Source organism: Marinobacter shengliensis, from assembly GCF_030297115.1.
GTDB classification, from domain to species: Bacteria; Pseudomonadota; Gammaproteobacteria; order Pseudomonadales; family Oleiphilaceae; genus Marinobacter; species Marinobacter shengliensis.
Genome location: NZ_AP028062.1, coordinates 1,084,785 through 1,111,282 on the forward strand (window position 1 = coordinate 1,084,785; position 26,498 = coordinate 1,111,282).

Sequence of the window (26,498 nt, forward strand, 5' to 3'; positions counted from 1 at the left end):
ATAAGGTTTTTTAACCTCGAAATGGCATTGCTGACACTGGGAATCAATCACCGAACCGCACCCGTGGAGATCCGCGAACGTGTGGCTTTTACCCCGGAGCGGATGGCGGAAGCCTTCTCGGAACTCCGGGCGGCGTCCGGTGCCAGCGAAGCGGCTATTCTGTCTACCTGCAACCGCACGGAGCTTTATCTGGCTGGGGACGACGACTGCGCGCCCGCGGTGCTGCGCTGGTTGGCCGGTTTTCACGAGCTGGATGTGGCCGACCTGGAAGAAGTGCTCTACGTTCACCGGGATTCCGAGGCCGTTCGCCATATGATGCGCGTAGCGGCGGGGCTGGATTCCATGGTGCTGGGCGAACCGCAGATCTTCGGGCAGTTAAAGGATGCCTACTCCCTGGCCCGCGAGCACGGTGCCACCGGCTCTTTCCTGTCCCGCCTGTTTGAGCAGACGTTCTCGGTAGCCAAGCGGGTTCGAACCCAGACAGCCATCGGGGAAAACCCTGTGTCAGTGGCCTATGCCTCTGTCAGCATGGCGCATCATATCTTTGCCGACATGTCCCGCAACAAGGCGTTGCTGATTGGCGCGGGCAAAACCATTGAACTGGTCTCCCGCCACCTGGCCGATGCCGGCGTGAGAGACTTCCTGGTCGCCAATCGCACCCTGGAACGAGCCCAGGCGCTGGCCGAACTGCACGGTGGCAAGGGCATTGTGCTGTCGGAAATTCCCGATCACCTGGCGGACGTCGACATCATCATTTCCTCCACGGCCAGCCCGTTGCCAATACTTGGCAAGGGTGCGGTGGAGCGCGCGTTGAAGAAGCGCAAGCATCGCCCGTTCTTTATGGTCGACATTGCGGTACCCCGGGATATTGAGCCGGAGGTTGGGTCGCTGGCCGATGTGTATCTTTATACCGTCGACGATCTGCGGCAGGTAATCGAAGAAAACATCCGCTCCCGTGAAGGTGCTGCCCGCGAAGCCGAGAACCTGATCAGCAGTGGCGTGCAGGAATTCCTGGATCAGCTCCGGGCCCTGGATGCGGTCTCTACCCTGAAGGTGTTCCGCCAGCGTGCCGAACTGCTGCGGGATGTCGAATCTGAAAAGGCCCTGCGTGCTCTACGCAACGGCGTTGATCCCGAGACCGTCTTGCGCAGCCTGGCGCGGGGCCTCACCAACAAACTGCTTCACCAGCCCTCTGTGCAAGTGCGTAAAGCCATGGCCGAGGGCCGCACCGAAGTTACCGAATGCCTGCGGGAGCTGTATCAGCTTGATGCCCTGGAAGCTGACGAGCCCACCACCACGGAAAAATTATGAAGCCATCGATCCAGTCCCGCCTCGAACAGCTTGTTGAACGGTTCGAGGAGGTTAACGCGTTGTTGAGCGATGCCTCGGTGATTGCTAACCAGGACAAATTCCGGGAACTGTCCCGGGAATTTGCTGAGATTGAACCGGTGGTGAAGTGCTTCCAGGCCTGGTGCCAATCCCATGAAGATATCGCGGAGGCGAAAGAGCTGGCCAAAGACGGCGATGCCGAGATTCGTGCCATGGCGGAAGAAGAGCTGGCCGCCGCCGAAGCGCGTAGTGAAGAGCTTGATGAAGAACTGCAGCGATTGATGCTGCCGAAAGACCCGAACGACACCAAGAATGTGTTCCTGGAAGTGCGCGCCGGTACCGGCGGTGACGAAGCCGCGATTTTTGCCGGCGACCTGTTCCGCATGTATTCCCGTTATGCGGAAAAACACCGTTGGCAGGTGGAAGTGCTGAGCGAGAACGAGGGTGAGCACGGCGGCTACAAAGAAGTCATCGCCCGGGTGTCAGGAGATGGCGTCTACGGAACGCTCAAGTTTGAGTCTGGAGCCCACCGGGTGCAGCGGGTACCGGAAACCGAATCCCAGGGCCGCATTCACACCTCCGCCTGTACCGTGGCCGTGATTCCGGAGGCCGATGAATCCGAAGCCATCGAAATCAACAAAGCCGATCTGCGGGTAGACACCTTCCGCTCCTCCGGCGCTGGTGGCCAGCACGTCAACAAAACCGACTCTGCCATCCGCATTACCCACCTGCCCACCGGTATTGTGGTGGAGTGCCAGGAAGAACGTTCGCAGCACAAGAACCGCGCCAAGGCCCTGAGCCTGCTGGCGTCCCGGCTGCAGAATGCCGAGCTGGAGAAACAGCAGAAGAGCATGGCGGAAACCCGCAAAAGTTTGGTGGGCAGTGGCGACCGCTCGGAACGTATTCGCACCTACAATTTCCCCCAGGGCCGGGTGACTGACCACCGCATCAACCTCACCCTGTACAAGCTGGACGAGGTGATTGCCGGCGATCTCGACGCCGTGGTGGTCCCCCTGCAACAGGAACACCAGGCTGAATTGCTGGCAGAACTGGCCAATGAGCAGTGAGTCCTCGCTGACCTGTGAAACCCTTCTGAATAACGCCATTGAACAGATTGGTGGCGATTCACCCCGCCTGGACGCTGAATTACTCTTGAGCCACGTAACCGGCCTGGGCCGTACCAGCTTCCGCGCCTGGCCCGAGCGGGAAGTTGCCCCTGATCAGGCGCAAGCGTTTCGCGAATTGGTGGCTGAACGGGTCAAGGGCTTACCCATCGCCTACCTGCTGGGGCAGCAGGAATTCTGGTCCTTGCCCCTGAAAGTCAGCCCTTCCACCCTGATTCCCCGGCCAGACACCGAATGCCTGGTGGAAACCGCGCTGGAATTGCCTTTGCCTGACAACGCCCGCGTGCTGGATCTTGGTACCGGTACCGGTGCCATTGCCCTGGCATTGGCCAGTGAAAAGCCTGGGTGGCAGATCATGGCCAGCGATCGTGTTGAGGAGGCTGTCGAACTGGCCCGGGAAAACAGCCGCTCCCTGCAACTGCCGATCACCGTAGTGCAGAGTCACTGGTTCGACCAGATCCCCGAAAGTGGCTTTGACCTGCTGATCTCCAACCCTCCCTATATACCCGTCAGTGACCATCACCTGAACGAAGGCGACGTACGCTTTGAACCACCATCCGCGTTGGTGGCGGGCGATGATGGCCTGGATGACATCCGGTTGCTGGTCGCCGAAGGCCTCAAACACCTGAACCCCGATGGCTGGATGCTGCTGGAGCATGGTTACGACCAGGGTGAGGCTGTTCGGAATTTGTTTGCCGCAGCCGGATGGCGCAACATAGAAACCCGCCGGGACTACGGCGGAAATGACCGAATGACCCTGGCCCGGAAACCTGCCAGCGACCAGTAGCGAGATCTCTCATGCTCAGCGACGAAGAACTGCTCCGATACAGCCGCCAGATCCTGATGCCCCGGTTCGACATCGCCGGCCAGGAAAAACTCAAGGCCGCCCATGTGCTGGTCATCGGCGCCGGTGGTTTGGGGTGCCCGGTTGCGTTGTATCTGGGCTCAGCCGGCGTTGGCCATCTGACCCTGGTAGACGACGACCAGATCGAACTGGCTAACCTGCAACGGCAGATTGCGTTTGAGCAGAGCTGGCTTGGCGATTCAAAAGCGGAGCGCCTGGCGGAGCGGGTAAGGGCGATTAACCCGGAGATCACCGTTAATGCGGTGAATCGGCGGGTGGATGGCGACGACCTCAAACAGCTGGTTGCCGAATCCACTCTGGTCCTCGATTGCACCGACAACTTCAATACCCGCTTTGCCCTGAATCGGGCTTCGGTCGCCAACAAGGTCCCGCTGGTATCCGGTGCTGCCATCCGTGGTGAAGGGCAGTTGTCTGTTTACGATCCGCGGCAGGCGGATAGTCCTTGTTACCATTGTCTGTATCCTGAGCAAGGCAATGAAGACCTGACTTGTTCCGAAGCCGGTGTTATTGCCCCGTTGGTAGGCATGATCGGTTCAGCTCAGGCCATGGAAGCAATAAAGGTTATCTCGGAAGTGGGCAAACCATTGGTAGGTCGTTTGCTAATCCTTGATGCCTGGCAGATGGAATGGCGGGAAATGAAGCTGGCGAAGGACCTCGATTGCCCGGTTTGTGCCGGCTAGCTCAAGAGTAGGTCAGGGTTGGGGACGGCCTTTCCAAAACCCTGCGGAGCCATGGATGGCGGAGCGGAGCCTACAGGGACGTATTCACGGCGTGTTTTGGAAAGGCCGTCCCCAACCCTGACCGGCAGCAAGACTCCAAAGTCTCAATCCTTCAAAGCCTGAAATCTCGCAATGGCCTCTTTCCGGCTCTCTTTCAGATCGACAATAGGTCTGGGGTAGCCTTTCGGGATAACGCCTCCCTTGGATGGATCGTGAATCCGTTTGTTATCCAGTTTGGCCAGTTCAGGCACCCACTGCCGAATAAACTCCCCCTTCGGGTCAAACCGCTCACTCTGAGTTACCGGATTAAACACCCGGAAATAAGGTGCTGCATCGGTACCGGTTGAGGCACTCCACTGCCAGCCGCCATTATTGGACGCCAGAAAACCATCCACCAGATTCTGCATGAACCAGGCTTCGCCCAGCCGCCAGTCGATAAACAGGTTCTTGGTCAGGAACATGGCGGTGATCATTCTCAGGCGGTTATGCATCCAGCCGGTTGTCTTTAGCTGACGCATAGCCGCGTCCACAATCGGGATACCTGTTTGGCCTTCCTTCCATGCCTCAAAATGTTCGCCCGGCTCGTTCCATACCAGCGCTTCTGTTTCCGGTTTGAATGCACGATGCATGCTGATGCGCGGATAGTGGTAAAGAATGTGAACGTAAAAATCGCGCCAGGCGATTTCATTGATCCACGTCTCGATGCCGTCGCCGGAGATGCCGGACTGCCGTGCGGCAATCAGGCACTGGCGGCCGGATAATACGCCATTGGCCAGATAAGGCGAGAGTTGGCTGGTGCCGTCCACCGCCGGGAAATCCCGGTTGTCTTTGTAGCCTTTTGCCCGTTCTTCCAGGAAATTATCCAGTTGCTGATGGGCGGCGTCTTCGCCGTTGGCCACCAAGGGTTTCGGTGCATCTTTGAACGGTGCGGGCAGGGTGTCGGTTTGCTCGGCTTCTACCTCTGGCCCCATGGACGACGGCGCCGGGTACAGGGTGGGCTGGGTTTCCTCTATCCAGCTGCGCCAGCGGCGGGAGAAGGGAGTGAACACGGAATAGGGTTCGTTCTGCTGGGTCAGAATCTGGCCCACCGGGGCCACGGTCTGGTCCCGGTACTTGGCAACCCGAATACCCAGGTTCGTCAGCCGGTCGTGGGCCTGTTTGTCTCGGCGGCGCTCGTTGACGCCGTACTCTTCATTGAAGTGCAGGCCTGCAATCTGGTGTTGTTTGCAGAATGCCTCCAGCTTGTCGAGGCTTTCAGCAAAGGTGTCCGCGTAAAGAAATGACAGGGTAATGCCCAGCTTGGCCAGCTGGCGGGCCAGAACATTGGCGTGCTCAAGCACGAACTGCACCCGCGCGGCGGACCAGTCGTGCTCCTGCCATTGCCCCGGCGTCACCAGGAAACAGGCCTTCACGGGTTTGCTGCGGGCGCAGGCGGCAGTCAGGGCGGCGTTGTCGGCCAGGCGGAGGTCGTTGCGGAACCAGACCAGTTCTGTCATTGGGAAGCGTACCCCTGAATGTGAAGCATAGGTGAAATTACAGGCGATAAATCATTGGCTTGTATATTCGCTGCAACTACCGGATTGGATTATAGTTAAGCAGACTAGCCGTATACGAAACAGGAGCCTTTTTCTCGGCATGATTGAAGCTACCGAAAGCCAGCGCGACGGTGTCTGGGCACACCCATACCAACTGGCTTCGGGCCAGACACAGCAGCACCAGCTTGGCCATAAACGATTATGGGTGACCTTGTTGGATCTGGAGTGGCAGATTCGGGAAGAGAAAATTGACGTCGAGTCTGATCCCCAGCACTGGCTGGAAACCACCGGCTACACTCTGCCTTCGGCCGAGATTGCTGCTCAGCGTTTCGTTCGCTCCAGCGACAACGGCGTGGTGAGTTTTTATCCGGCCATGGCCAGCCTGCCAACGGTGATTCGTCCTTTTCAGCCCCTGACAATTCCGCCTGGCGCCCGTTGCGTTCTCTACGTGGGAACCGCACTCTGGATGAAAGTCTGCGTGGGTGAAGAGCGGCTGGAATTGGCGGAAATCCCGCTGGCGCCACCTTCCCTGACCTGGCTTGGCCGGAATACCCGTGAGGGTGAGTTGTGTTACGCCTCGTCGACATATGGGCGATTAGCGCTGGAAGCGGTACCCAAAAGGCCCTGGCGGGCGGTTACCCCAGTCACCATCATCAACAGTCGGGAGAAGCCGCTCCTGCTGGAGCGTTTCAGTATGCCTACGCCATTGCTGTCTCTGTATCGCAACGAGAAAGGGCAGCTGTGGACACCCGGTATCACTGTAGAATGCGAAACGGACATGAGTTCTGCCAGCCTGCAGATAGCGTCGTCTGTGGTTGCTGAGGCTGGCCCTTGCGAAGCCATCGCCCCGGCCCGGGAAAAGCTTGCCCGGGGCCGAAGGCTGGTTCGCGCCTTCGACCATATGTTTGGCTAACAGCCGCTACAGGAGCAGTTACGTGTTGGAAGCAATTCAGGCAACCATAACACAGGTGATCAATGGGATTGCCTGGGGGCAGTGGTTGTCCGCCGGATTCTTGCTGGCTCTGGGTATCGTTCTGGGTTCACTGGTGGCCCGCAGTGTTGGCCGCATGGTTGAGAGCCGGGTGTCTCGCCATCACATGGTGATGATTCGCCGGTTGTTCTTCTATGCAATCTTCATGTTGTTCGCCATGGCAGCGCTGCGCGAGGCTGGTTTTTCTCTCGAGGTTGTACTGGGTGCCGCCGGTATCCTGACCGTCGCCATTGGTTTTGCCTCGCAAACCTCAGCCTCCAACATCATCAGCGGGTTGTTCCTGGTCATGGAGAAACCCTTCGAGATTGGTGACTTTATCGAGGTGGATGCCACTATCGGGGAAATCGTTTCTATTGACCTGCTGAGTGTGAAACTGCGCACGCCGGACAACCTGTATGTGCGAATCCCCAATGAGACACTGATCAAGACCCGATTGGTAAACCGCTCCCGCTTTCCCATTCGCCGGATTGATCTGACTGTGGGTATTGCCTACGCGGAAGATGTGGAGCGTGTCAGTGATTTGTTGCTGGAGCTGGCGGAGAAAAATGCGGTATGCCTTGAAGAACCCAAGCCTTTTGTTCTGGTCACTGGCTTTGGCGCGTCCTCCGTGGATCTGCAGTTTTCTTTCTGGGTACCCAAAGACAAGTTCTTCGAGGGCCGTGGTGGCATGATGGTGGCCATCAAGAAAACACTGGACCAGCAGGGTATCGAGATTCCGTTCCCCCATACCAGCATTTATGCCGGTAGCCATTCCGCGCCCTTCCGTGTGCAACTGATGGGCCCGGAACAACAGAAAGATAAGGACTCCCCGGATGTCGCGCGAGACAACTGAAGCAATCAAGACCACTCAACCAATCCAGGCGGATAACAAGATCGCTCTGGGATGGCGGGAATGGGTGGCCCTGCCGGATCTGGATATTGGCCGCATCAAGGCGAAAGTGGATACCGGTGCGCGCACATCGTGCCTGCACACCTTTCGCACCGAACCCTACACGGAGAACGGAGAGCGCAGAGTGAAGTTCTGGGTTCATCCCGTTCAGAACGATCTGCACCACGTGGTGGAATGCGATGCCAAAGTGCTGGATGAGCGAACGGTGTCGGATTCCGGTGGCCACAAAGAAATGCGGCTGGTGATTGAGACCACCCTGGTGGTGGGTGATCAGAGCTGGCCGATTGAAATGACACTGACAAACCGGGATTCCATGCGGTTCCGGATGTTGCTGGGCCGTACCGCCATGGCGGGCCGCTCCCTCGTTTACCCTGAAGCTTCCTACCTGGCCGGCAAACCGGCATTAAGGACCTGAATATGAAAATTGCGGTACTGTCGCGAAACCGTCACCTGTACTCAACCCGGCGTCTGGTGGAGGAAGGCATTAACCGTGGCCACGAAGTGAAGGTGATCGATGCCCTGCATTGCTCCATGAACATCACCTCTGCGAACCCGTTGATCCATTATCACGAAGAGGTGCTGGAAGACTTCGACGTGGTGATTCCCCGGATTGGTGCCTCGGTCACCTTCTACGGCACAGCCGTGCTGCGCCAGTTCGAGATGATGGGGGTGTTTCCGCTGAACGAATCCGTGGCCATTACCCGTTCCCGGGATAAATTGCGTTCCCTGCAACTGCTGGCCCGAAAGGGCGTGGGCATGCCGGTCACCGGTTTCGCCAACAAACCGGACAACGTGCCGGAGCTGCTGAAGATGGTGGGCGGCGCGCCGGTGGTGATCAAGCTGCTACAAGGCACTCAGGGCATCGGCGTGGTACTGGCGGAAACCCGCAAGGCGGCAGAGAGTGTGATTGAGGCCTTTATGGGCCTGAAGGCAGACATCCTGGTGCAGGAGTTCATCAAGGAAGCCGGCGGCGCTGACATTCGCTGTTTTGTGATCGGTGACAAGGTGATTGCCGCCATGAAACGCCAGGGCGCCGAGGGTGAGTTCCGCTCCAACCTGCACCGGGGTGGCACGGCCTCGCTGGTGCGGATTACTCCGGAAGAGCGCCGCACCGCCATTACCGCCGCCAAGGCCATGGGCCTGAACGTGGCGGGTGTGGACTTGTTGCGCTCCAGCCGTGGCCCGCTGGTGATGGAAGTAAACTCCTCGCCGGGCCTGGAAGGCATCGAGAATGCCACCGGCAAGAACGTGGCAGGCATGATCATCAACTGGACTGAAAAGAACTACAAACCCTGGAAAACCAAAACCCGGGGCAGGGGATAAGCGCGCATGGCAAGAGCACCGTTTGAAATCGCTGGCGTACAGGTAAAAGCCGGTACCCGGGAGACTGTGGAAGTCCCGGTGGCCAAACTCTACACCCACACACCGCTGCACATTCCCGTCGAGGTGGTGCACGGCCGCCGTGACGGCCCGGTACTGATGGTATGTGGCGCGATTCATGGCGATGAAATCAACGGTGTGGAAATCATCCGCCGGGTGCTGAAAAACTCGGCCCTGCGGTATCTGCGCGGTACCCTGGTGGCAGTGCCCATTGTCAATATCTTCGGATTTGTGCAGCGCACCCGTTACCTGCCGGACCGCCGGGATCTGAATCGTTGCTTCCCGGGCTCGGAAACCGGTTCCCTGGGCGGCCGCATTGCTTACCTGTTGCGCACCCAGATTATGGAAAAGGTCACCCACATTATTGACCTGCACACCGGCGCCATTCACCGCTTCAACCTGCCGCAGATTCGCGCGGAACTAAAGAACCCGGAAACCTCCCGCATGGCGGATGCCTTTGGTGCGCCCATCATCATCAATGCCGGATTGCGGGAAGGCAGCCTGCGGGCCTACGCCGATTCCCTGGATATTCCGGTTATCACCTTTGAGGGGGGTGAAGCCCTGCGCTTTGATGATGTGGTGATTGCCAGTGGTGTGAAGGGAATTATCCGGGTGATGCGGGAACTGGAAATGGTGCCTGCCAAGAAAGGCCCGAGGGCGCCCAGAAAGCGCTCTGAAACAGCGGCTAATTCACAGTGGGTGCGGGCGGATATGGACGGCATCATGCGCCCGGTGGCCAGTCTCGGACAGAAGGTGCGTAAAGGCCAGAAACTGGCCATGGTGGCGGACCCCTTTGGTGAATCGGAGGTGGCGATCACGTCCCCCTGTTCCGGCATCGTGATCTGTGTGAACAACCTGCCACTGGTGAACGAAGGCGAGGCCATCTATCACATCGCCCGCTTCGACGAGCTGGGCGAAGCTGAAAAAGCCATGGACTACTTCCGCAGCTCCTTCGAGAGCGAAGTGTCGGAAGACGCGGTAGTGCCCGTACACCCCTGGGACGAACTGCAAAAGTAACCGGAGGCGGAATCATGATCTGGCATCAGAACACCATCGAACTGGCCCCGCTACCACGGGGCTTTCACCTGGTCACCAATGAAATTCTGGCCCAGGCGCCGGAACTGACCAACTGCGAAGTGGGGCTACTGCACCTGTTTATCCAGCATACTTCCGCCTCTCTGGCGGTCAACGAGAATGCCGGTCCCGATGTGCGGGGCGACCTGGAGCGCCATTTCAACGTTATGGTGCCCCAGAATGCTCCGCATTATGAACACACCATGGAAGGCCCGGACGACATGCCGGCCCACATCAAGAGTGTGATGATCGGCCCGTCACTGACGCTGCCCATCAGTCACGGCCATCTGGCCCTGGGTACCTGGCAGGGTATCTATGTGTGTGAACACCGGGATAACGCCGGTAGCCGGAAGATTGTGGCGACGTTGCAGGGGCGTTGGTAAGCCACATTAACGTCACGGATATTACCGGGCCCGGATGGGTGGGAGCCTACCCAAACTCATTCCATTGATGGGTGGGGACCCGCCCATTATCACCGTCCGATAACAGCAACTCAGACTTAACCTTCTGTTCTTCGGCCGTTTTCCCGATCTGGCCTGGTGCTTGCTGATTGCTTCCCCCAGCGGGGCTCTTCTCTGGCCTCATCAGCACCCAACCAACAAGACCAATCGGGAGCACTCATTATGAGATTCCAATCCATTGCGGCGACTGCGCTCGCCTACGCTGTTTTTGCAACCCCTGTTCTGGCTCAGGATCGTTCCGGCTGGCCGGCCAGTTTTACCGTCGGTACGGCGAGCCAGGGCGGAACTTACTTCGCTTACGGATCTGGCTGGGCAAACTTTGTGGCGAAGAATCTGGGGGTTTCTGGTGGGGCTGAAATCACCGGTGGCCCGGTTCAGAACATGGCGCTGGTCCATACGGGTGATCTAAAGCTTGGCTTAACCACCATGGGCCCCGCCCGGGAAGCGGTTGATGGCCAAAGCCCCCTGGCTCCGGGAATGAAGATGGATAATGTCTGCGCCATGTTCCCGATGTACGAGACTCCTTTTTCTATTGCCGCGTTATCCAGTTCCGGTATTGCTTCGATCTCGGATATTCCACCTGGTGCAACGATCGGGTTTGGTCCCGCTGGCTCCACTTCGGATACCTATTTTCCACGCATGATGGAAGCCCTGGGTGTTGATTTTAAACGTCGCAATGGAAGTTGGTCCGATCTTGGGGGGCAGCTTCAGGACGGGTTGATTGATGTGGTGGCTTTCGCCGCAGGTATTCCCATTCCGGCGGTCAGTCAGTTAGAGGTGCAGACTGATGTGAACGTCATTGGCATGAATGATGACGAAGCAAAAACGATCACAGACAGTTTTCCGGTGTCGGAATTCATTATTCCGGCCAGCACCTATCAGTCACTGGACGAGCCTTCCCGTGTCGTGTCGATGTGGAACTTCGCCATGGTGAACTGCGATATGCCTGAAAGTTTCGTATACGAAGTCACCAAACTGACCATGGAAAACAATGCCGAGATGGTGTCAATCCATCGGGCTGCCCTTCATTCTGTCCCCGAAAACTATACCCAGAACCAGGCGCTGCCATGGCACCCGGGTGCGGCCCGCTGGTTTAACGAGAACGGCTACCCCATCGACGACGCGGCTATCAAACACTGATGGTTGTTGCCGGTGGGCCACTTTGCAGCTCACTGGCAACCGCTCGTTACCGATTTACCGCCTCCCGGACAGGCAGGACTTATCATGAACAAAAAACCATTCCAGAGTGGTGGCGAAACACCGCTTGCAGAAAACCTGACGGTCAATGACGACCACATCCTGGCCCACAATGTGGATGACGAACCCGTAGAGGCCAACCGCCGACTGTTCACCGGTGTTTTGATGAAGTTCGTGGTGATGCTGGCCATTGCCTATTCTGCTTTTCACCTCTACATACTGAACGTGGCGCCCATGGAAACCTGGTCGTTCCGAATTGTGCACGTGGCCGGAGCACTGGTACTGGGCTTTGTCCTGTTTGCCGGTGCGCGGTTCGCGTCCGGTGATGAAGGCGGTGTTCGGCATCGCTGGACCACCTGGTTTGCGGCTGTTGCCCTGATTCCCGCTATCTACGCGTTGTATCAGATCTATGTATTCCATCAGATGATTCTGGACGGCGCCATGCGGATTCCCGCCGAGCTGGAAACCTGGCACTTTGGTTGGCCTCTGCTGGCTGCCTCTGGCGTGGGCATTGTGATGAGCTGGTTCCATCAACGTGATCGTGCTCGGTTCAGTGTGCCAGACTTGGTCTTGATCATCTGCTCGGTGGCCGTTGCAGCGTATCTGTTGGTGGTTTTCAACACGTCCATGCGTATGACCACCGGCACGGCCTTCGCCCCCGTGGGAATTTCCTTTGCGGCAGTGGCAGGCACAGCGCTGATTATGGAACTTACCCGCCGGGTAGCCGGCATGGCCCTGGTGGTCATTGCCCTGGTGTTTCTGGCTTATGTGTTTGCGGGCCCGTACCTGCCGGGATTCCTTGGCTATCCGGGCCTTTCGGTTCAACGGTTCTTCAGCCAGGTATACACCGATGCAGGTATTCTGGGGCCCACCACGGCGGTGTCCTCAACCTACATCATTCTGTTCATCATCTTCGCCGCGTTTCTGCAGGCTTCGAAAGTGGGTGACTATTTCGTCAATTTCGCGTTCGCGGCGGCCGGCCGTTCCCGGGGTGGCCCTGCCAAGGTGTCCATCTTCGCTTCCGGTCTGATGGGTATGATCAACGGCACCAGTGCCGGCAACGTGGTGTCTACCGGTTCCCTGACCATCCCGTTAATGAAGCGAGTTGGCTACAGCAAAAAATCGGCTGGCGCAGTCGAGGCGGCGGCATCCACGGGCGGGCAGATCATGCCACCGATTATGGGCGCCGGCGCGTTCATCATGGCCGAGATCACTGGCATCCCCTATACGGAGATTGCCATTGCCGCGGTGATTCCCGCGATTCTCTATTTCGCCTCGGTGTACTTCATGGTTGATTTCGAGGCCAAGAAACTGGGGATGCGGGGTATGCGTGCGGACGAACTGCCGGACCTTCGGCTGATGCTGCGCCAGGTCTATCTGTTTGTACCCATCATCATCCTTATCGTGGCGCTGTTTCAGGGCTACTCGGTGATTCGTGCCGGCACACTGGCCACTATTTCGGCGGCGGTGGTGAGCTGGATTTCGCCCAACAAGATGGGGTTGCGCCAGATTCTGCACGCGTTCGAGATAGCGGCCTACATGTCGATCCAGATCATTGTGGTCTGTGCAGCGGCCGGTGTGATTGTGGGAGTGATCTCACTGACCGGTGTTGGCGCCCGTTTCTCGGTGTTACTTCTGGATGTGGCGGCACACAGCAACCTGCTGGCGCTTGTGTTTGCCATGTTCATTTCCATCCTGCTGGGCATGGGCATGCCAACCACCGCGGCTTACGCGGTTGCTGCTTCGGTTGTCGCGCCCGGGTTGGTGCAGTTGGGCATTGAACCGCTCACGGCACACTTCTTTGTGTTCTACTTTGCCGTTGTCTCGGCGATTACACCGCCGGTGGCCCTGGCATCCTATGCGGCAGCGGGTATCTCCGGCGCCAATGCTATGTCTACTTCCGTAGCCTCCTTCCGTATCGGGATTGCCGCGTTTATTGTGCCGTTTATGTTCTTCTACAACAGTGCCTTGTTGATGGACGGCGGCTGGTTCGAGATTGCTCGAGCGTTAATGACGGCAACCTTTGGCGTGTATCTGTTGTCGGCAGGTGTGCTGGGCTGGTTCGCCCGCTCCACAGCGCCGGTTCCGGTGCGGATTTTGCTGGTGGTTGCGGCCTTGCTCACCATCGAGGGCGGTTTATGGACTGATCTCGCGGGTATCGGGCTGGCACTCCTGGCGATCTTTATCCAGCGCAGAGTGGCACCGGCTCTGGCCGCCGCCTGACCTGGCCCGTGCCTGGCCGGGCAGCCTGCTGCAAAGCGGGTTGTCCTGCCAGACCGGGGGCGCTAGGCTTGACCTGAGCCCCTCTAAGCTTCTCGGAACAAAGTCTCATGCCCCAGCGGTTCAGCGTCGTTGCCCTTCTGGTTATCACTCTGCTTTCTTCGTGGATGCTCGGTGGCTGGTATGGCTACCGGCAACTGGAGAGTGAGGCCTTGCAGGAGGCCTTTCGATACCGGCAACTGGTGGCCAATGAGCTGAACCGGTACCTTCCGGTTCCGGCATTGATTGCTGAGCACCCTCTGCTGGCGGATGCGCTTAAGCAACCAGATGATTCGATTACGGTGCTCAGGGCGAATGAACAAATGCAGCGGATGGCAACCATTGTTGGAGGTTCCGACATCTATCTGATGGACCTGTCCGGTTTGACCATTGCAGCCAACAATTTTGGCCAGCCGGACACCTTCGTCGGCAACAATTACGCCTTCAGGCCCTATTTTTCAGAAGCGGTACGAACCGGGCAAGCCGTCGCTTATTTTGCCCTGGGCTCCCGGTCCCTCGAGCGTGGCCTCTACTTTACCCATTCCGTGCGTGATCAGAGGGGTAACATGTTGGGCGTTGTGGCCATCAAGGTTCTGGTACATGAACTGGAATCACAGTGGCATCGCCCAGAGTCACCTCAGCAGGCCGAGATGGTCGTGCTGGATGGGGATGGCATCAGTTTTCTGTCCAGCCGCAGCCAGTGGCTTTACAGGGACTTCGGCACCGTGAACGATGGCGAAAGAGCTGACAGGGTCCATCAGCGTTACCCCGAGCGAGCATTGCCGCCAATCGATTTTTCGGTCATCGGACAGCCCTGGGGGCTGGCGGAGCATTCGTTGCGTGTCCGGTTGGGTGAGAGTGGAAAGGCTGAAAACTACCTGGCGGTGCAGGCCGACTTACCGCGGCTGGACTGGAGCCTGATGGTACTGACCGCAACCCGGCCCGTACTCTGGGCCCGGGCCGGGTTCCTGGCCGGCGGACTGGCACTGTTCCTCGCGGGCTTCCTTACCTGGCTGTACCTGAGAGAGCGATATCGGCGTGAGCGGGAACTGGCCTTGCGGGGAGAGCAGCTTGAGCGTCGGGTTGCCCAGCGAACAGCCGACCTGAAGCGCTCCAACGATCAACTCCTGGGTGAAATCCAGGAACGGGAGAGAGCCCAGACGGAGTTGCGCGAAACCCAACACGAGCTGATTCAGGCGGCAAAACTGGCGGTACTTGGGCAGATGTCTGCCGGACTGAACCATGAAATCAATCAACCACTGACGGCCATCCAGGGATACGCTCGCAACAGCCGGATGTTCCTTAAGAGGGGCTCAACCGATATGGTTGATGCCAACCTTGGGGAAATTGTCTCCCTGTGCGACAAAATGGCGGAGTTGATCCGGCAATTCAAGGTTTTTGCCCGTAAGTCTGAGGGACCGCCATCGGTGGTTGATCTGCGGTTGGCTGTCGATGGTGCTCTTAAGATCATTCGTGCCCAGCACAGCAGTTCCGGCATCGAAATACACTGGTGCCGGCCCGAATATCCTGTGATGTGTCATGGTGACCTCATCCGCATTGAGCAGGTGATGGTTAACCTGATTGCGAACGCAGTCCAGGCACTGGAAGATAGAGACCAGCCGTGGATCGATATTAAGATTGTAGACGATGGTGAATACTGGCATTGCCGGGTACGCGACAACGGTCACGGCCTTCCCGGCAACACAGAACAAGTGTTCGAGCCTTTCTTTACTACCCGCTCGGTCAAGCAGGGCCTGGGATTGGGGTTGTCTATCTCGCGCCAGATTGTCGAGGCGCTTGGGGGAAGTCTTATTGGCCTTAACCGTGACGATGGCCCCGGTGCTGAATTTGTACTGAAACTGAAACAGCGTAGGGCAGACGAATGACAACAGCTTCCGTCCTTTTCGTGGATGACGACCCGGATATCCGGCCGCTGATGGAGCAGACCCTGGCGCTGGAAGATATCCCGGTGGTCTGTTTCGCCGATGGTGCTTCAGCCCTGAAACAGATCCATCCCAGCTTTGAAGGTATTGTCCTGTGTGATTACAACATGCCCGGCATGGATGGTTTGGAGCTGTTGGAGCGTGTCCGGGCCACGGACGAGGATATTCCGGTGATCCTGCTGACCGGTCAAGGTGATATCAGTACGGCTGTATCGGCGATGCAGCGAGGGGCTTACGACTTTATTGAGAAGCCCTTCGACCACGAGGAGTTAATTGAGCTGCTGCGACATGCTCTGGAAAAACGCCATCTTGCGCTGGAAAACCGTCGACTCAAAGCCCAGTTGCGACACCTGGCCCGGCCGGGCCCCAGGATACTGGGCGATTCGCCCGCCATGCAGCGGGTGATGGCCACCATAGACCCGGTGCTGGATATCTCGGCAAACGTCCTGCTGCATGGTGAGACGGGTTCGGGTAAAGATGCCCTGGCACGCTACATTCACGAAAACAGTCCTCGCAGCGGTCATAACTTCGTGGCGATCAACTGCGGTGCTGTGCCAGAGCATCTCATCGAAAGCGAACTCTTTGGTCACGAGGCGGGGGCCTTTACCGGGGCTGACAAACGCCGCATCGGTAAAATTGAACATGCTCATCGGGGAACATTGTTCCTGGATGAACTTGAAAGCATGCCGATGCCCTTGCAGGTAAAGCTGTTGCGGGTGCTGGAGGAACAGCGGGTTGAGCGCCTGGGCAGTAATCAGGTTGTGGACGTGGATATTAGGATTATTGCTGCCACCAAGGCCGACCTGAAAGAACTCAGTGACAAAGGCGATTTCCGCTCAGATCTTTATTACCGCCTGAACGTGGTTAAAGTGGATATTCCTGCGTTGCGGGAACGCAAGGAAGACATCCCCAAGCTGTTCCACCATTTTGCGTTGATCGCCGCCGCCCGTTATGACCGCGAAAGCGTGCCCCTGGAGGCCCGACAAGCCGCCCGGCTAATGGAGCATTCCTGGCCCGGAAACGTTCGTGAACTGCGAAACCTGGCGGAACGTTACGTACTGCTTGGCCCGGCGGCACTGGAAGAAGGCGATTCCGCGAGCGGGCCCAGCATTGCTGGCCGGCAGACATTGTCGGAGATGATGGATAGCTTCGAACGCTCTGCCATTGTCAGTGCCCTTAACGCCTGCCATGGCAGTATCAAGGACACCATGGTCCAACTCGGTATTGCCCGGAAAACGCTTTATGACAAGATGAAGAAGCATGGTTTGGACAAGGCGGAGTTCAAGGATTGACGGTTACAAAAGATAACGCTTCGGTTGCGCCTGTTTTACAAACTACGAGGTTTCCTCAATAAATCTGTCGTGTGTTTCTCTGTAGGATTGCTAATCTTTTTCAGTGGACCTCTCCCACAGCCATCCTAACTACGGAAGACATATCTCATGAATAACCTCACCATCCAGGTGCGGGTGCTGTTGCTGGCACTGGTGCCGGTTATAGTTCTGACCGCACTGCTGACCACCTATAACCTGAATCAGGCCCGCTCGATCGGTGAGCAAGCAGTTGCCAGCTTCTCGGAAGACATGGAGGCCAGCAAACGCCAGGAACTCAGGAACTATCTCGAGTTAGCAAAGACCTCCATAAAGCATCTCTATGAACAACCCGGCTCGGCAAATGATCCCGAGGTTCAGCGACAAGCCTGGGATATTCTGCGGCAGCTGCGTTTCGATGACTCCGGCAGCGAGGGCTACCTGTTCGCGTATAACACCAACGGTGTGAACGTGATGCATGGCGTCAATGCGTCATTGGAAGGCCGGAATCTATGGGGGTTTCAGGACCCTAACGGTACCTACCTGATTCGTGAGCTGGTGCGTGTTGCCCAGCGGGGCGGAGGCTATGTTCCTTATGGTTGGCAACACCCGGATACCGGAGCGGTGGCTCCCAAACTGGGATACGCAGAGATGCTGCCGGAATGGGGGATTATGATCGGTACCGGTTTCTGGATTGATGGTCTTGAGAGCCAGGTGGCCAGCATGGAAGGGCGGGTTGGCGAATCGCTGGCAGCGGCCATAATCGGCTCTGTGACTACCTCACTTGTGGCGCTCGCCATCATCGTATTCCTGGCCCTGATTGTGGTGCGCGGTATTATACGACCGCTCAAATCCGCTGTCGGTGCCATGACCGGTATTGCCAGTGGCGACGGTGACCTGACCCGGCGCCTGGAGGTGAGTGGAAAAGATGAGCTGAGTCAGTTGGCGACAGCGTTCAACAGTTTTGCCGATCAGGTGCACGGCCTGGTAAAGCAGGTGCGGCAATCGTCTGAGACACTTAACGGCGCCACCGAAGAACTTAACGACGTGATGGTGGAGGCCGAGCAGGGCGTAGACCGGCAGAAGTCTGAGAGCGATCAGGTGGCCACGGCCATGAATGAAATGACCGCAGCTGCCCAGGAGGTAGCCAGTAACGCCAGTGAAGCCTCGGATTCCGCCGGACATGCCATGGTGCAGGTGACAGACGCGCAGGGGCTGGTGCACCAGGCGATCGAGGTGATCGGTGGGTTGTCACAACAAGTCGAAGAAGGTGTGCAGGTGATTGAAAAGCTGGGTTCGGATTCCCGGCAGATTGACAGTGTGCTGGAGGTGATCCGTGAGATTGCTGACCAGACCAACCTGCTGGCGCTTAACGCCGCCATTGAGGCCGCCCGGGCCGGCGAAGCAGGACGTGGCTTTGCCGTGGTGGCTGACGAAGTGCGCACCTTGGCCAGCCGCACGCAGCAAAGCACCCAGGAAATCCAGAAAACCATCGAGCAACTCCAGCGAGGTGCACAGGAGGCGGTGAAGCTGATTGCGGCCATCAGTGATCGCAGTGAAGCTACCGTTGAGGAGACCCGGCAGGTGAACGAAGCCCTGCAGCGTATCTCTCAGGCAGTGAACACCATCACCGATATGAATACCCAGATCGCCAGTGCTGCGGAAGAGCAGACCAGTGTGTCGGAAACCATCAACCAGAATGTTCATGAGATCGTGGCGATCTCCGAGCAAACGGCCCAGGGGACTCGCCGGGCGGGGGATGCCACCCAGCGCCTGAAATCGTTGGCGGGTGAATTGACGGCCGAGGTCAGCCGCTACCGGGTGTAGTACAGATCAGGGTATTGCGTGAGGTTTTAGCCGGGCGCAGCCATTCTCGGTGGCTGCGCCCTTTCATCTAGCCCCTCAGGGCGCAATCTTTTTCTTAAGCGCCTTGGTCAGAGGTCTTGGCAGGCTCGGCAGCGATTTCAGCAGCCAGGGCAGAACCTTTCTTTTCACGCCATTCAGGGATTCCGGCACTACCGCTTCGATCAGGTGCGGGCCGGGGTTGTGTTTGGCGTATTCCATGGCTTTGATCAGTTCTTCGGCGGTGGTCACCCGGGTGCCGTGAACGCCCATGCTCTGGGCCAGCAGCGCGTAGTTGGTCACCGGGCCACTGATGTCGAGTTGAGACTTTGCCTTGGCCCCGGCTTCTTCTGCGCCAACCCGTTCCAGCTCCACGTTCAGGATGGAGTAGGAGGCGTTGTTGAAGATAATGGTGGTCACGTTCAGGTTTTCCCGGGCCATGGTCCACAGGGCCTGGTTGGTGTACATGGCGGTGCCGTCACCGATCAGCGCGTAAACATGGCGGTCGGGGCAGGCGATGGCCGCACCGACCGCGTTCGGCATGCCTTGTCCGATGGCGCCACCTGTCAGCGTGATCATGTCGTGCCTTGGCGAGCCGGCGGTCATGGCATTGAGCATCAGGCCGGAGGTGATGGATTCGTCCACAATGATGCTGTTCTCGGGCATCAGTTCGCCCACCGCCCGGCAAACTTTTTCGGCGGTGAGTTTGCCTTTGGGCAGGCCGGGGCGTCCAGGCGCCTGCAGCTTTGGTTGGGCGCTGCTGGCACCCAGGGTATCGGCCAGCTTCTTGAGGCTGGCGGTGGCATCCTGTTCCGGAGTGCTCAGGGTGTGCGCGGTGCAGTTGTCGGGCACCAGGTAACTCTGTTTGCCTGGGTAGGCGAAGAAGGATACCGGCGCCTTGGCATCCACCAGAATCAGATGGTCGAACTCGGAAAGCTGCAGGGTAGCGAGTTCTGCCAGGTAGGCAATCCGCTCCACCGGCGGCAGGCCGGCGCCCCGTTCGATACGGGTCGGGAAGGTTTCAGCAAACAGGGTGACACCCTTGTGGGCGGCAATGCGGGCTGCTTCCAGCAGGGCGGGCTCACGCAGCGCTCGGCCACCCAGCAGCAGAGCGGTTTTCTTGCCGCTGCCAATGGCCTCGGCGGCCGCCTTAACAGCGTTATCTTCAGCGGCAGGCGCTTGCGGTTGAGTGGGTGCGGCACAAGGTTTGCCGCCTTCGCCCCAGGACACGTCTGCCGGCAGAATCAGCGTGGCGACCTGGCCCGGCAAACCCCGGGCCGCAGTAATGGCTTCGGCGGCGTCCTGGCAAAGGGCTTCTGTACTTTGTGACGTGCGCACAAAATTGGGGGAGATGTTGCGGGCCACGGTTTCGATGTCAGACTGCAACTGGGCGTCGTATTTCACATGGTAGGTGGCATGGTCGCCAACAATGTTGACCACTGGCACCTTGCCTTTGCGGGCGTTGTGCAGGTTGGCCAGGCCATTGCCCAGGCCGCAGCCCAGGTGCAGCAGGGTGGCGGCGGGTTTGTCGGCCATCCGGGCGTAGCCGTCGGCGGCACCGGTGGCCACGCCTTCAAACAGTGCCAGTACCGCTCGCATTTTGGGTTCGCTGTCCAGAGCGGCGACAAAATGCATTTCGCTGGTGCCGGGGTTGGTAAAGCAGACTTCAATACCCGAATCCACCAGGGTTTTCATGAGTGCCTGAGCGCCGTTAGTCATTGTTGTTCTCCAGCTTGGGTCAATGTGTGTGTGTTTGGCAGGTCCAGGTGGGCCGCGCTGATGTCGGCAATTCGGGTGACGCCGGTCAGGGTCATGGCCAGTTTCAGTTCCTGCTGCCAGGTGTTCAGGAGTCGGGTTAATCCGGCCTGGCCTTCCGCCGCCAGGGCCCAGGCCCAGGGCCGGCCAACCATCACGCCGTTGGCCCCCAGGGCGAGGGCGCGGAAAACGTCCACGCCGTTGCGGATGCCGCCATCCACCAGGATCTCGGTGTCTTTACCAACGGCGGCAACAATATCAGGGAGTTTGCTGGCGGTGGCGGCTACACCGTCGAGCTGGCGACCGCCGTGGTTGGAGACCACGATGCCATCGGCACCTACGTTGACGGCTGCCTTGGCATCGTCCACCTCCAGGATGCCTTTGAGGATCAGCTTGCCGGGCCAGCGTTCCCGCAGCCATTCGATGGCCTGCCAGGTAACGGAGGCGTCGAACTGGGTATCCACCCACTGTTTGAAGGAATCCAGATTGCTGGCCTCGGGCACCGCGTCGCTGAGGTTGCCGAAGGTCAGCGGTTTGCCTTTTATGGCCACTTGCCAAAGCCATCCCGGCCGCGACAGCAGTTGCTGTGCCTTGAGGGCGACGGAACGGGCACCGCTGCTGTCCAGACCGTTGCGGGTGTCCCGGTGTCTGGGGCCGGGCAGGGGCAGGTCGATGGTGAAAATCAGGGTCTGGCAGCCGGCATTCCAGGCTTTTTTCAGCAGGGTGTCTACGTACTCCCGGTCACGAATCATGTACAACTGGAACCAGAAGGGTGCACTGGCGGCGGCTTTCACTTCTTCCAGTGGGCAGATGCCAACGGTAGAGAGGGTGAACGGCACGTCGGCGGCATTGGCGGCTTTTACCGCCTGGGCTTCGCCGCGCTGAGCCATCATGCCGGCCAGCCCCAGGGGCGCCAGGGCAACTGGCATGCTGCAGGATTGGCCGGCCAGCTGGGCGCGGGTGTCTACGTTGTCGACATCAATCAGAACACGCTGGCGTAGGGCGATCTCTTGCCAGCCGCTGACATTGGCCCGCAGGGTTTGCTCTTCGGTGGCACCGCCGTCCAGATAGTCTGCGAGGAAACGGGGCAGTTTACGGCGGGCGAGGATCTGGTAGTCGGCGGCAGTGGCCGGATAACTCAAGGGCATGGTGTCAGCCTCCGTGGGTGATGGAACGGGCGGCCGCCCGGGCAGTCAGAATGCAACCGGGCAGGAAGGTGCCTTCCAGTGATCGCTTGCCGTTGCTGCCTCCACCACCAAAACCGGCCGCTTCGCCCACGCAGTAAAGGCCTCGGACGGGCTGGCCGCCGGCATCCAGCACCCGGCTTTGCAGATCGGTGCGCAGGCCGCCCAGGCTCTTGCGGGTGGTCAGTTGCATGTGAATGGCGATGAAGGGGCCGGCCCCAGGCTTCTGCAGTGGTGCCGGTTTGCAGGTGCGCAGCCGGTCCGGGCCCCATTGGCGGGCGTGGCGTATCATGCGGATTTGCGGGTCGTTGTTCAGCTGGCTGCCTTTGCTGAAATTGGCATCGAAGGCATCGGCGGTGGCTTTCAGAGTGGCAGCGTCAATGTCCAGAGAGCAGGTCAGGGCGTTCATTTTCTTCCCCAGCCCTTCCAGGGTGTCATCCACCAGGAAGTGCCGGCTTTCGTTCTGCATCTGATTCACCAGTGGTTTGTTGCCCAGCAGCAGTTCTTTCAGGAACAGGGGGAATTGCTTGTCCCGGATGCGGGCGTTGTGTTCGGCACCGGAGATGGCAAATTCTTTCAGGGCGATACGCCGGTTCAGCAGGTGCCAGGTCCAGGGTTTTTCCTGTTCGGCCACGCGCTGGCAAAGCCAGTGGGTATCGAAGCCGGTCACCAGGGGCTCCGGCCCGATGCGCTCGCCCCGGTGGTTCAGCCAGAGTGCGGATTTACATGGAATGGTAGACAGGCCGTGGCCCGGGAAATGCGGATAGGGGTGGGGGAAGCCCGCTGCATAGTTCCACATTTCGCCGGCGTGAGTGATGCGCGCGCCCAGGTGATCTTTGGCCCAGTGATGCAGTTTGCCATCGGCAAACGGGTGGGCACCGTTAAGCATGGTGGCAGGTTGCGGGCGATGTTTGGGCCAGTTGGCCCGGCATTCGGCGTGGCTGCCGTTGATGCCGCCCATGGCCAGCACCACATTGGCGGCCTCAAACAGGACCTCTTCGCCGGTTTCTTCGTTGATGGCAATGGCGCCACAGACCTCGCCCGCCTGATGGTCCAGCCCGGTGATCCGGTGGCGGTGATGAATGGTGAGGCGGCCGCTGGCATTTTCCTCATGCAGGGCGTTAACCATGCAGCGCACCAATTCCCGGGAGGTGCCCCAGGTGACGTGGTAGCGGGGCACACTATTGCCATCGCCAAACCGGCCACGTTCTACCCAGTTCACCGCCGGCATGAATTTAATGCCCTCGTTGGCGAGCCAGTCGTGCACCTCGGAGCGGGAATGTTCAACGTAGTAGCGGGCCCACTGCATGGGCCATTCATCATTGGGGTCCAGTTCACCAAAGCGCAGCCAGTCCTGAAGGGCCAGTTCCGGGGAGTCGGCAATTCCCATACGCCGCTGTAGCGGGGTGTCGATCAGCGCCATGCCGCCAAAGGCCCACAACGCGAGGCCGCCAAAGCGTTCGGGGGTGTCCCGGTCAACGATGGTAACAGTCTTGCCCGCCCGCAGGGCTTCGAGGGCGGTAACCATGCCCGCCAGGCCGCCGCCGGCAATCAGGATGTCTGAGCAATCAGGTTTTGCCATGGTGCATGTCCAAAATGTGTTTTTGGTTTTGTTGTTACAGACCATATAACGCTATGATCGGATCTGAATTGACTTCAGAGGCCAGAATAATTGACTTTAGAAGCCACCGTTTCCATGGGGTGGGTCAACACCGTGATCGATGCCGCCCGCCGTCTGGGGGTTGGCGACACCGTGTTGCTCGAAACTGCAGGCTTGCCAGCACAGGCACTGGCCTGGGAGCGCTGGCCCATCGATTTCATTACCCGGCTCTGGCACGCCGCCGAACGCTGTACCCACGATCCAGGCTTTGGCCTGAAAGTGGGCACGGGCGTGCGCCCGGCCAGCATTGATGCTGTCAGTTTCGCCATGCAGAGTGCGGCGACGCTGCGTGAAGCCATTACCCTGGTGCAGAAGTATCAGCGTCTTATCTCCGACGGTGGGCGCTTCCAGATGTTGCCCGGTAGCCGGGGTACCTGGATTGTCTACCATCCAAGGCAGGGCCGGCTGGCGTTCAGTCCCCACCAGATTGAGGCCGTATTGTCGGCGGTGGTCAGCCTGACAGACTGGATAGCGGGATCGGCGGTGCGGCCGGTGCGGGTGCAGTTCAGCCAGGCCCGGCTGGGGCCGGTTCGCGGTTATCGGGAGGTGTTTGGCTGCCCGGTGGATTTTGAGCAGGCATTCAGCGGGCTGCTGGTGAGTCATGAGGTGCTGGACAAGCCCCTGCCACAGGCAGACCCGGCCCTGGCTCAGGTACACGAGCAATACAATGCCGGGCGATTGGCGGCTTTGGAAAAGGGCGCAGTGTCGGCAGAGGATCTGCGGCAATGGCTGGTGGCCCGTGTCGGACCCACGTTACCCCGTCGGGCAGAGGCAGCGGGAGCGCTGGGTATCAGTGAGCGGACGCTGGCGCGCAGGCTGGAGACTCAGGGTTACACGTTTAACAGCTTGCTGGATGAGGTGCGCCAGGAACTTGCCCTGGCGGCCGTGCGAGAATCCCGCCAGTCCCTGGCGGATATTGCACTATCCCTCGGCTTCGCCGAGCCGAGCACGTTCTACCGGGCCTTTCACCGTTGGACCGGAATGCCCCCGGCGCGCTGGCGCCGGGAGCTACCTTAGTTCTATCGGATTGATGCGAGCCGCTCTTGACCGTCGGAGGTCAGGATCGGCAGTGCCACTTCGCCGGAAACCTGGACCGTCGAAACCACCAGGTCGCGGGAGAAGGCACCCACAAACGTCGGGTGCTGGCCGTAAATCATCAGTACCAGGCGGTCACCCTCGCTCAGCCGCTCTGCAATGCCCGTGAGCTGAACCTGGTGGCTGCCCAGGCCGCGAATTGGCTGGACCTGCTCGTCAATCAGTTCCGGTGCACCAAATCCGTTCTTGATCACGCCAACCCCGACAAACAGGATGGCGTCGCAGGTGCCCAGGCTCAGAATCGGATCAGAACTTTCAAGGCAGGCATTATCCAGAGTATCCAAGCCAAGACTGACATTGAGATCGACGGTGGGGATGCCGGCAACCACGCCATCCTCCGGCATGGTGGTCAGGGGAACGATGGTGGGCAACACGCCGGCCGGGCCGATCAGCGCGGAAACCGGTAATGACGCTCCGAGAATGTCACGGGCAATCGGGAAGACCTGACCGCCTACGGTCACCTCAGGTGCTGATACCGCATCTCCGGGTGACAGGGTGTAGCAGATCTGCTGGCCGGTGGTGATCACATTGTCAGCGTTGCCTTTACCCAGCAGCTTTTCGTTGAACCAAGCCACGGTCGCCCGGTTGATCTCGATATCACCACAGCTGGCCAGGGCGTTCAGGCCGGCGGCAGGCAGTTCGGGCACTGCGTCCAAATAGAAATCAAAGCTGGCCAGGGTTTCCTGAATCAGCCCCACGTTGGGTGCCAGATAGTGATGGCTGAACGGGTAGGTCAGGAGGCGCACGTCGCCACCGGCTTTCTTCATCGACAGGTAGTTTTCATAGGCTTCGTTAAACGGGAACAGGCTGTCGCGCATGCCCTGGAACATCAGCACATCCACCGGGTAGGGCGTGCTCTGGGGTGTCTTGATGATATAGCGGCCATCGCTGGTGATGGGCAGCCGGCCGGTGATCGGGTCAAGCAGGTACTCCTGGCTGTTGCCGCTGTCGAACAGCTCCAGCCCGCGCTCGTTGTCCGAGAAGTAGCTGGGGCTGTGGTAGTGGAAGAAGTCCAAAGCGGCCTCGGGGAACCGATTGCCGACAATGCCATCAATCAGCGTGCTCCGAATAAACGGGTCCATGGCGCCGCCGGTGCCGGCATCACCGGCCAGGGACAGGAACGCCGCCCAGTAGTTCTTGGTGACGCCACCCTGGTTCAGGCTGTAGGTGAGATCGTGCCAGGTGATCTGGGGCACCATGGCGTCCATGCGTTGATCCGGGTCCACGTTATACAGCAGATACTGGAAGCCACCGCCGTAACTGCCACCCACGCCACCCAGCAGCAGGTTGTTGTCTCGGTACTTCAGGTAGTCCAGGTGGGTTTCGGCCCAGTCGACAATCTGCACCAGGTCTTCGCCTTCAAAGTCCGGGTCCATCACCCGAACCGTTCCGCCGCTTTCGCCGTGGCCGCGTTGATCAATACTGATCACGGCGTAGCCCGCATCAATCAGTGGCTTGATCGGTGCCAGCGGATCATCACCTGCGGTTGTGGTGCGTGAACCACTGAAGCCATGGCCCTGCAGTATCAGCGGGTGCTTGGTATCGCAGTCGAACAACGAGGGTTCGAATACCTCGAACACGATGGCGGCACCGTCCACGCGGGATGGCATTTCTACCCGATAGCTCCGGCCGCCAGCCAGGTCGGTTCCCTGGTTGCACGAGGCGGGCTCGAGCGCGCTGGTGCTGGCCGGCATGGGGCGGCTGATGGCTCTGGCGGTCGGTTGCGGTTGGCTGGCTTGTGGCGTGCTGGCCTGTACACCGGGATTGTTGGTTTCCGGTGCGGCGTCGTTGCCACCACCGCCGCCACAGGCAGTCAGAAGGGCAGCGCTCAAGCCGGTGATTGCGAACTTGGTCAGATGGTTCATCGGTTTGCCTTATTGTGAGTTGTT

General features: G+C 59.1%; 21 protein-coding genes. 16 read left to right on the forward strand and 5 right to left on the reverse strand.

Features of this window, described 5'->3' with window-relative positions; translation table 11 throughout:
• Window positions 1-21: 21 nt before the first annotated feature.
• From hemA to QUE75_RS05035, 4 genes are read left to right on the forward strand one after another with little or no spacing between them, the layout of a single operon-like run.
• Window positions 22-1,311, forward strand: a complete 1,290-nt coding sequence (gene hemA / locus QUE75_RS05020; protein ID WP_286254076.1) for a glutamyl-tRNA reductase — start codon at window positions 22-24, stop codon at window positions 1,309-1,311.
• Window positions 1,308-2,396, forward strand: a complete 1,089-nt coding sequence (prfA, locus tag QUE75_RS05025) for a peptide chain release factor 1 (protein WP_286254078.1) — start codon at window positions 1,308-1,310, stop codon at window positions 2,394-2,396. Before hemA ends, prfA begins: the two co-directional genes overlap by 4 nt.
• A complete protein-coding gene (gene prmC, locus QUE75_RS05030; RefSeq protein WP_286254081.1) occupies window positions 2,386-3,240 on the forward strand; it encodes a peptide chain release factor N(5)-glutamine methyltransferase in 855 nt (284 codons plus the stop codon). The genes prfA and prmC overlap by 11 nt, the downstream gene beginning before the upstream one ends.
• A gap of 11 nt (window positions 3,241-3,251) precedes the next feature.
• Window positions 3,252-3,998, forward strand: a complete 747-nt coding sequence (locus QUE75_RS05035) for a HesA/MoeB/ThiF family protein (protein ID WP_286254083.1) — start codon at window positions 3,252-3,254, stop codon at window positions 3,996-3,998.
• Between the two features lie 143 nt (window positions 3,999-4,141).
• Here QUE75_RS05035 and phrB read toward each other — a convergent pair whose 3' ends face one another.
• A complete protein-coding gene (gene phrB, locus QUE75_RS05040) occupies window positions 4,142-5,533 on the reverse strand; it encodes a deoxyribodipyrimidine photo-lyase (protein WP_286254085.1) in 1,392 nt (463 codons plus the stop codon).
• A 139-nt stretch (window positions 5,534-5,672) separates the two neighbouring features.
• On the opposite strand from phrB, the gene QUE75_RS05045 reads away from it, so the two are divergent.
• The 11 genes from QUE75_RS05045 to QUE75_RS05095 all read left to right on the forward strand — a co-directional run bounded on the left by QUE75_RS05045 (window position 5,673) and on the right by QUE75_RS05095 (window position 18,900).
• Entirely contained in the window at window positions 5,673-6,485 is an 813-nt protein-coding gene (locus tag QUE75_RS05045; protein WP_106693447.1) for a hypothetical protein, read from the forward strand.
• 22 nt (window positions 6,486-6,507) lie between these two features.
• Window positions 6,508-7,395: a mechanosensitive ion channel family protein gene (locus tag QUE75_RS05050; protein ID WP_286254089.1), complete on the forward strand. Its 888-nt coding sequence runs from the start codon at window positions 6,508-6,510 to the stop codon at window positions 7,393-7,395.
• Window positions 7,376-7,867, forward strand: coding sequence for an ATP-dependent zinc protease family protein (locus QUE75_RS05055; RefSeq protein ID WP_138437800.1), 492 nt, complete (start codon window positions 7,376-7,378; stop codon window positions 7,865-7,867). Before QUE75_RS05050 ends, QUE75_RS05055 begins: the two co-directional genes overlap by 20 nt.
• 2 nt (window positions 7,868-7,869) lie before the next feature.
• Window positions 7,870-8,775 carry a 30S ribosomal protein S6--L-glutamate ligase gene (gene rimK, locus QUE75_RS05060; RefSeq protein ID WP_058091875.1) on the forward strand — a complete coding sequence of 302 codons (906 nt, stop codon included), beginning with the start codon at window positions 7,870-7,872 and terminating at the stop codon, window positions 8,773-8,775.
• Between the two features lie 6 nt (window positions 8,776-8,781).
• Complete coding sequence (locus tag QUE75_RS05065) at window positions 8,782-9,849, forward strand: succinylglutamate desuccinylase/aspartoacylase family protein (protein WP_106693451.1); 1,068 nt, start codon at window positions 8,782-8,784, stop codon at window positions 9,847-9,849.
• Between the two features lie 14 nt (window positions 9,850-9,863).
• Complete coding sequence (locus QUE75_RS05070) at window positions 9,864-10,289, forward strand: secondary thiamine-phosphate synthase enzyme YjbQ (RefSeq protein ID WP_286254097.1); 426 nt, start codon at window positions 9,864-9,866, stop codon at window positions 10,287-10,289.
• Between the two features lie 240 nt (window positions 10,290-10,529).
• Window positions 10,530-11,507, forward strand: a complete 978-nt coding sequence (locus QUE75_RS05075) for a TAXI family TRAP transporter solute-binding subunit (RefSeq protein ID WP_106693452.1) — start codon at window positions 10,530-10,532, stop codon at window positions 11,505-11,507.
• A gap of 84 nt (window positions 11,508-11,591) precedes the next feature.
• Window positions 11,592-13,787: a TRAP transporter permease gene (locus QUE75_RS05080; RefSeq protein WP_286254100.1), complete on the forward strand. Its 2,196-nt coding sequence runs from the start codon at window positions 11,592-11,594 to the stop codon at window positions 13,785-13,787.
• 107 nt (window positions 13,788-13,894) lie between these two features.
• Window positions 13,895-15,709, forward strand: coding sequence for a sensor histidine kinase (locus QUE75_RS05085; protein WP_286254102.1), 1,815 nt, complete (start codon window positions 13,895-13,897; stop codon window positions 15,707-15,709).
• On the forward strand, window positions 15,706-17,058 hold the full coding sequence (locus QUE75_RS05090) for a sigma-54-dependent transcriptional regulator (protein ID WP_286254104.1): 1,353 nt from the start codon (window positions 15,706-15,708) through the stop codon (window positions 17,056-17,058). The genes QUE75_RS05085 and QUE75_RS05090 overlap by 4 nt, the downstream gene beginning before the upstream one ends.
• 147 nt (window positions 17,059-17,205) lie before the next feature.
• Window positions 17,206-18,900, forward strand: coding sequence for a methyl-accepting chemotaxis protein (locus QUE75_RS05095; RefSeq protein ID WP_286254106.1), 1,695 nt, complete (start codon window positions 17,206-17,208; stop codon window positions 18,898-18,900).
• Between the two features lie 75 nt (window positions 18,901-18,975).
• Here QUE75_RS05095 and QUE75_RS05100 read toward each other — a convergent pair whose 3' ends face one another.
• Genes QUE75_RS05100 through QUE75_RS05110 form a run of 3 tightly spaced genes read right to left on the reverse strand, consistent with a single transcriptional unit; the run spans window position 18,976 to window position 23,436 of the window.
• A complete protein-coding gene (locus QUE75_RS05100; RefSeq protein ID WP_286254108.1) occupies window positions 18,976-20,634 on the reverse strand; it encodes an acetolactate synthase large subunit in 1,659 nt (552 codons plus the stop codon).
• Window positions 20,631-21,818 carry an L-lactate dehydrogenase gene (locus QUE75_RS05105; RefSeq protein ID WP_286254111.1) on the reverse strand — a complete coding sequence of 396 codons (1,188 nt, stop codon included), beginning with the start codon at window positions 21,816-21,818 and terminating at the stop codon, window positions 20,631-20,633. Before QUE75_RS05105 ends, QUE75_RS05100 begins: the two co-directional genes overlap by 4 nt.
• A gap of 4 nt (window positions 21,819-21,822) precedes the next feature.
• Window positions 21,823-23,436 carry an FAD-binding dehydrogenase gene (locus QUE75_RS05110; RefSeq protein ID WP_286254112.1) on the reverse strand — a complete coding sequence of 538 codons (1,614 nt, stop codon included), beginning with the start codon at window positions 23,434-23,436 and terminating at the stop codon, window positions 21,823-21,825.
• 90 nt (window positions 23,437-23,526) lie between these two features.
• On the opposite strand from QUE75_RS05110, the gene QUE75_RS05115 reads away from it, so the two are divergent.
• Entirely contained in the window at window positions 23,527-24,531 is a 1,005-nt protein-coding gene (locus QUE75_RS05115; protein ID WP_106693464.1) for an AraC family transcriptional regulator, read from the forward strand.
• A 2-nt stretch (window positions 24,532-24,533) separates the two neighbouring features.
• On the opposite strand, the gene QUE75_RS05120 is transcribed toward QUE75_RS05115, so the two are convergent.
• Complete coding sequence (locus QUE75_RS05120; RefSeq protein WP_286254115.1) at window positions 24,534-26,474, reverse strand: alpha/beta hydrolase; 1,941 nt, start codon at window positions 26,472-26,474, stop codon at window positions 24,534-24,536.
• Window positions 26,475-26,498 lie beyond the last annotated feature (24 nt).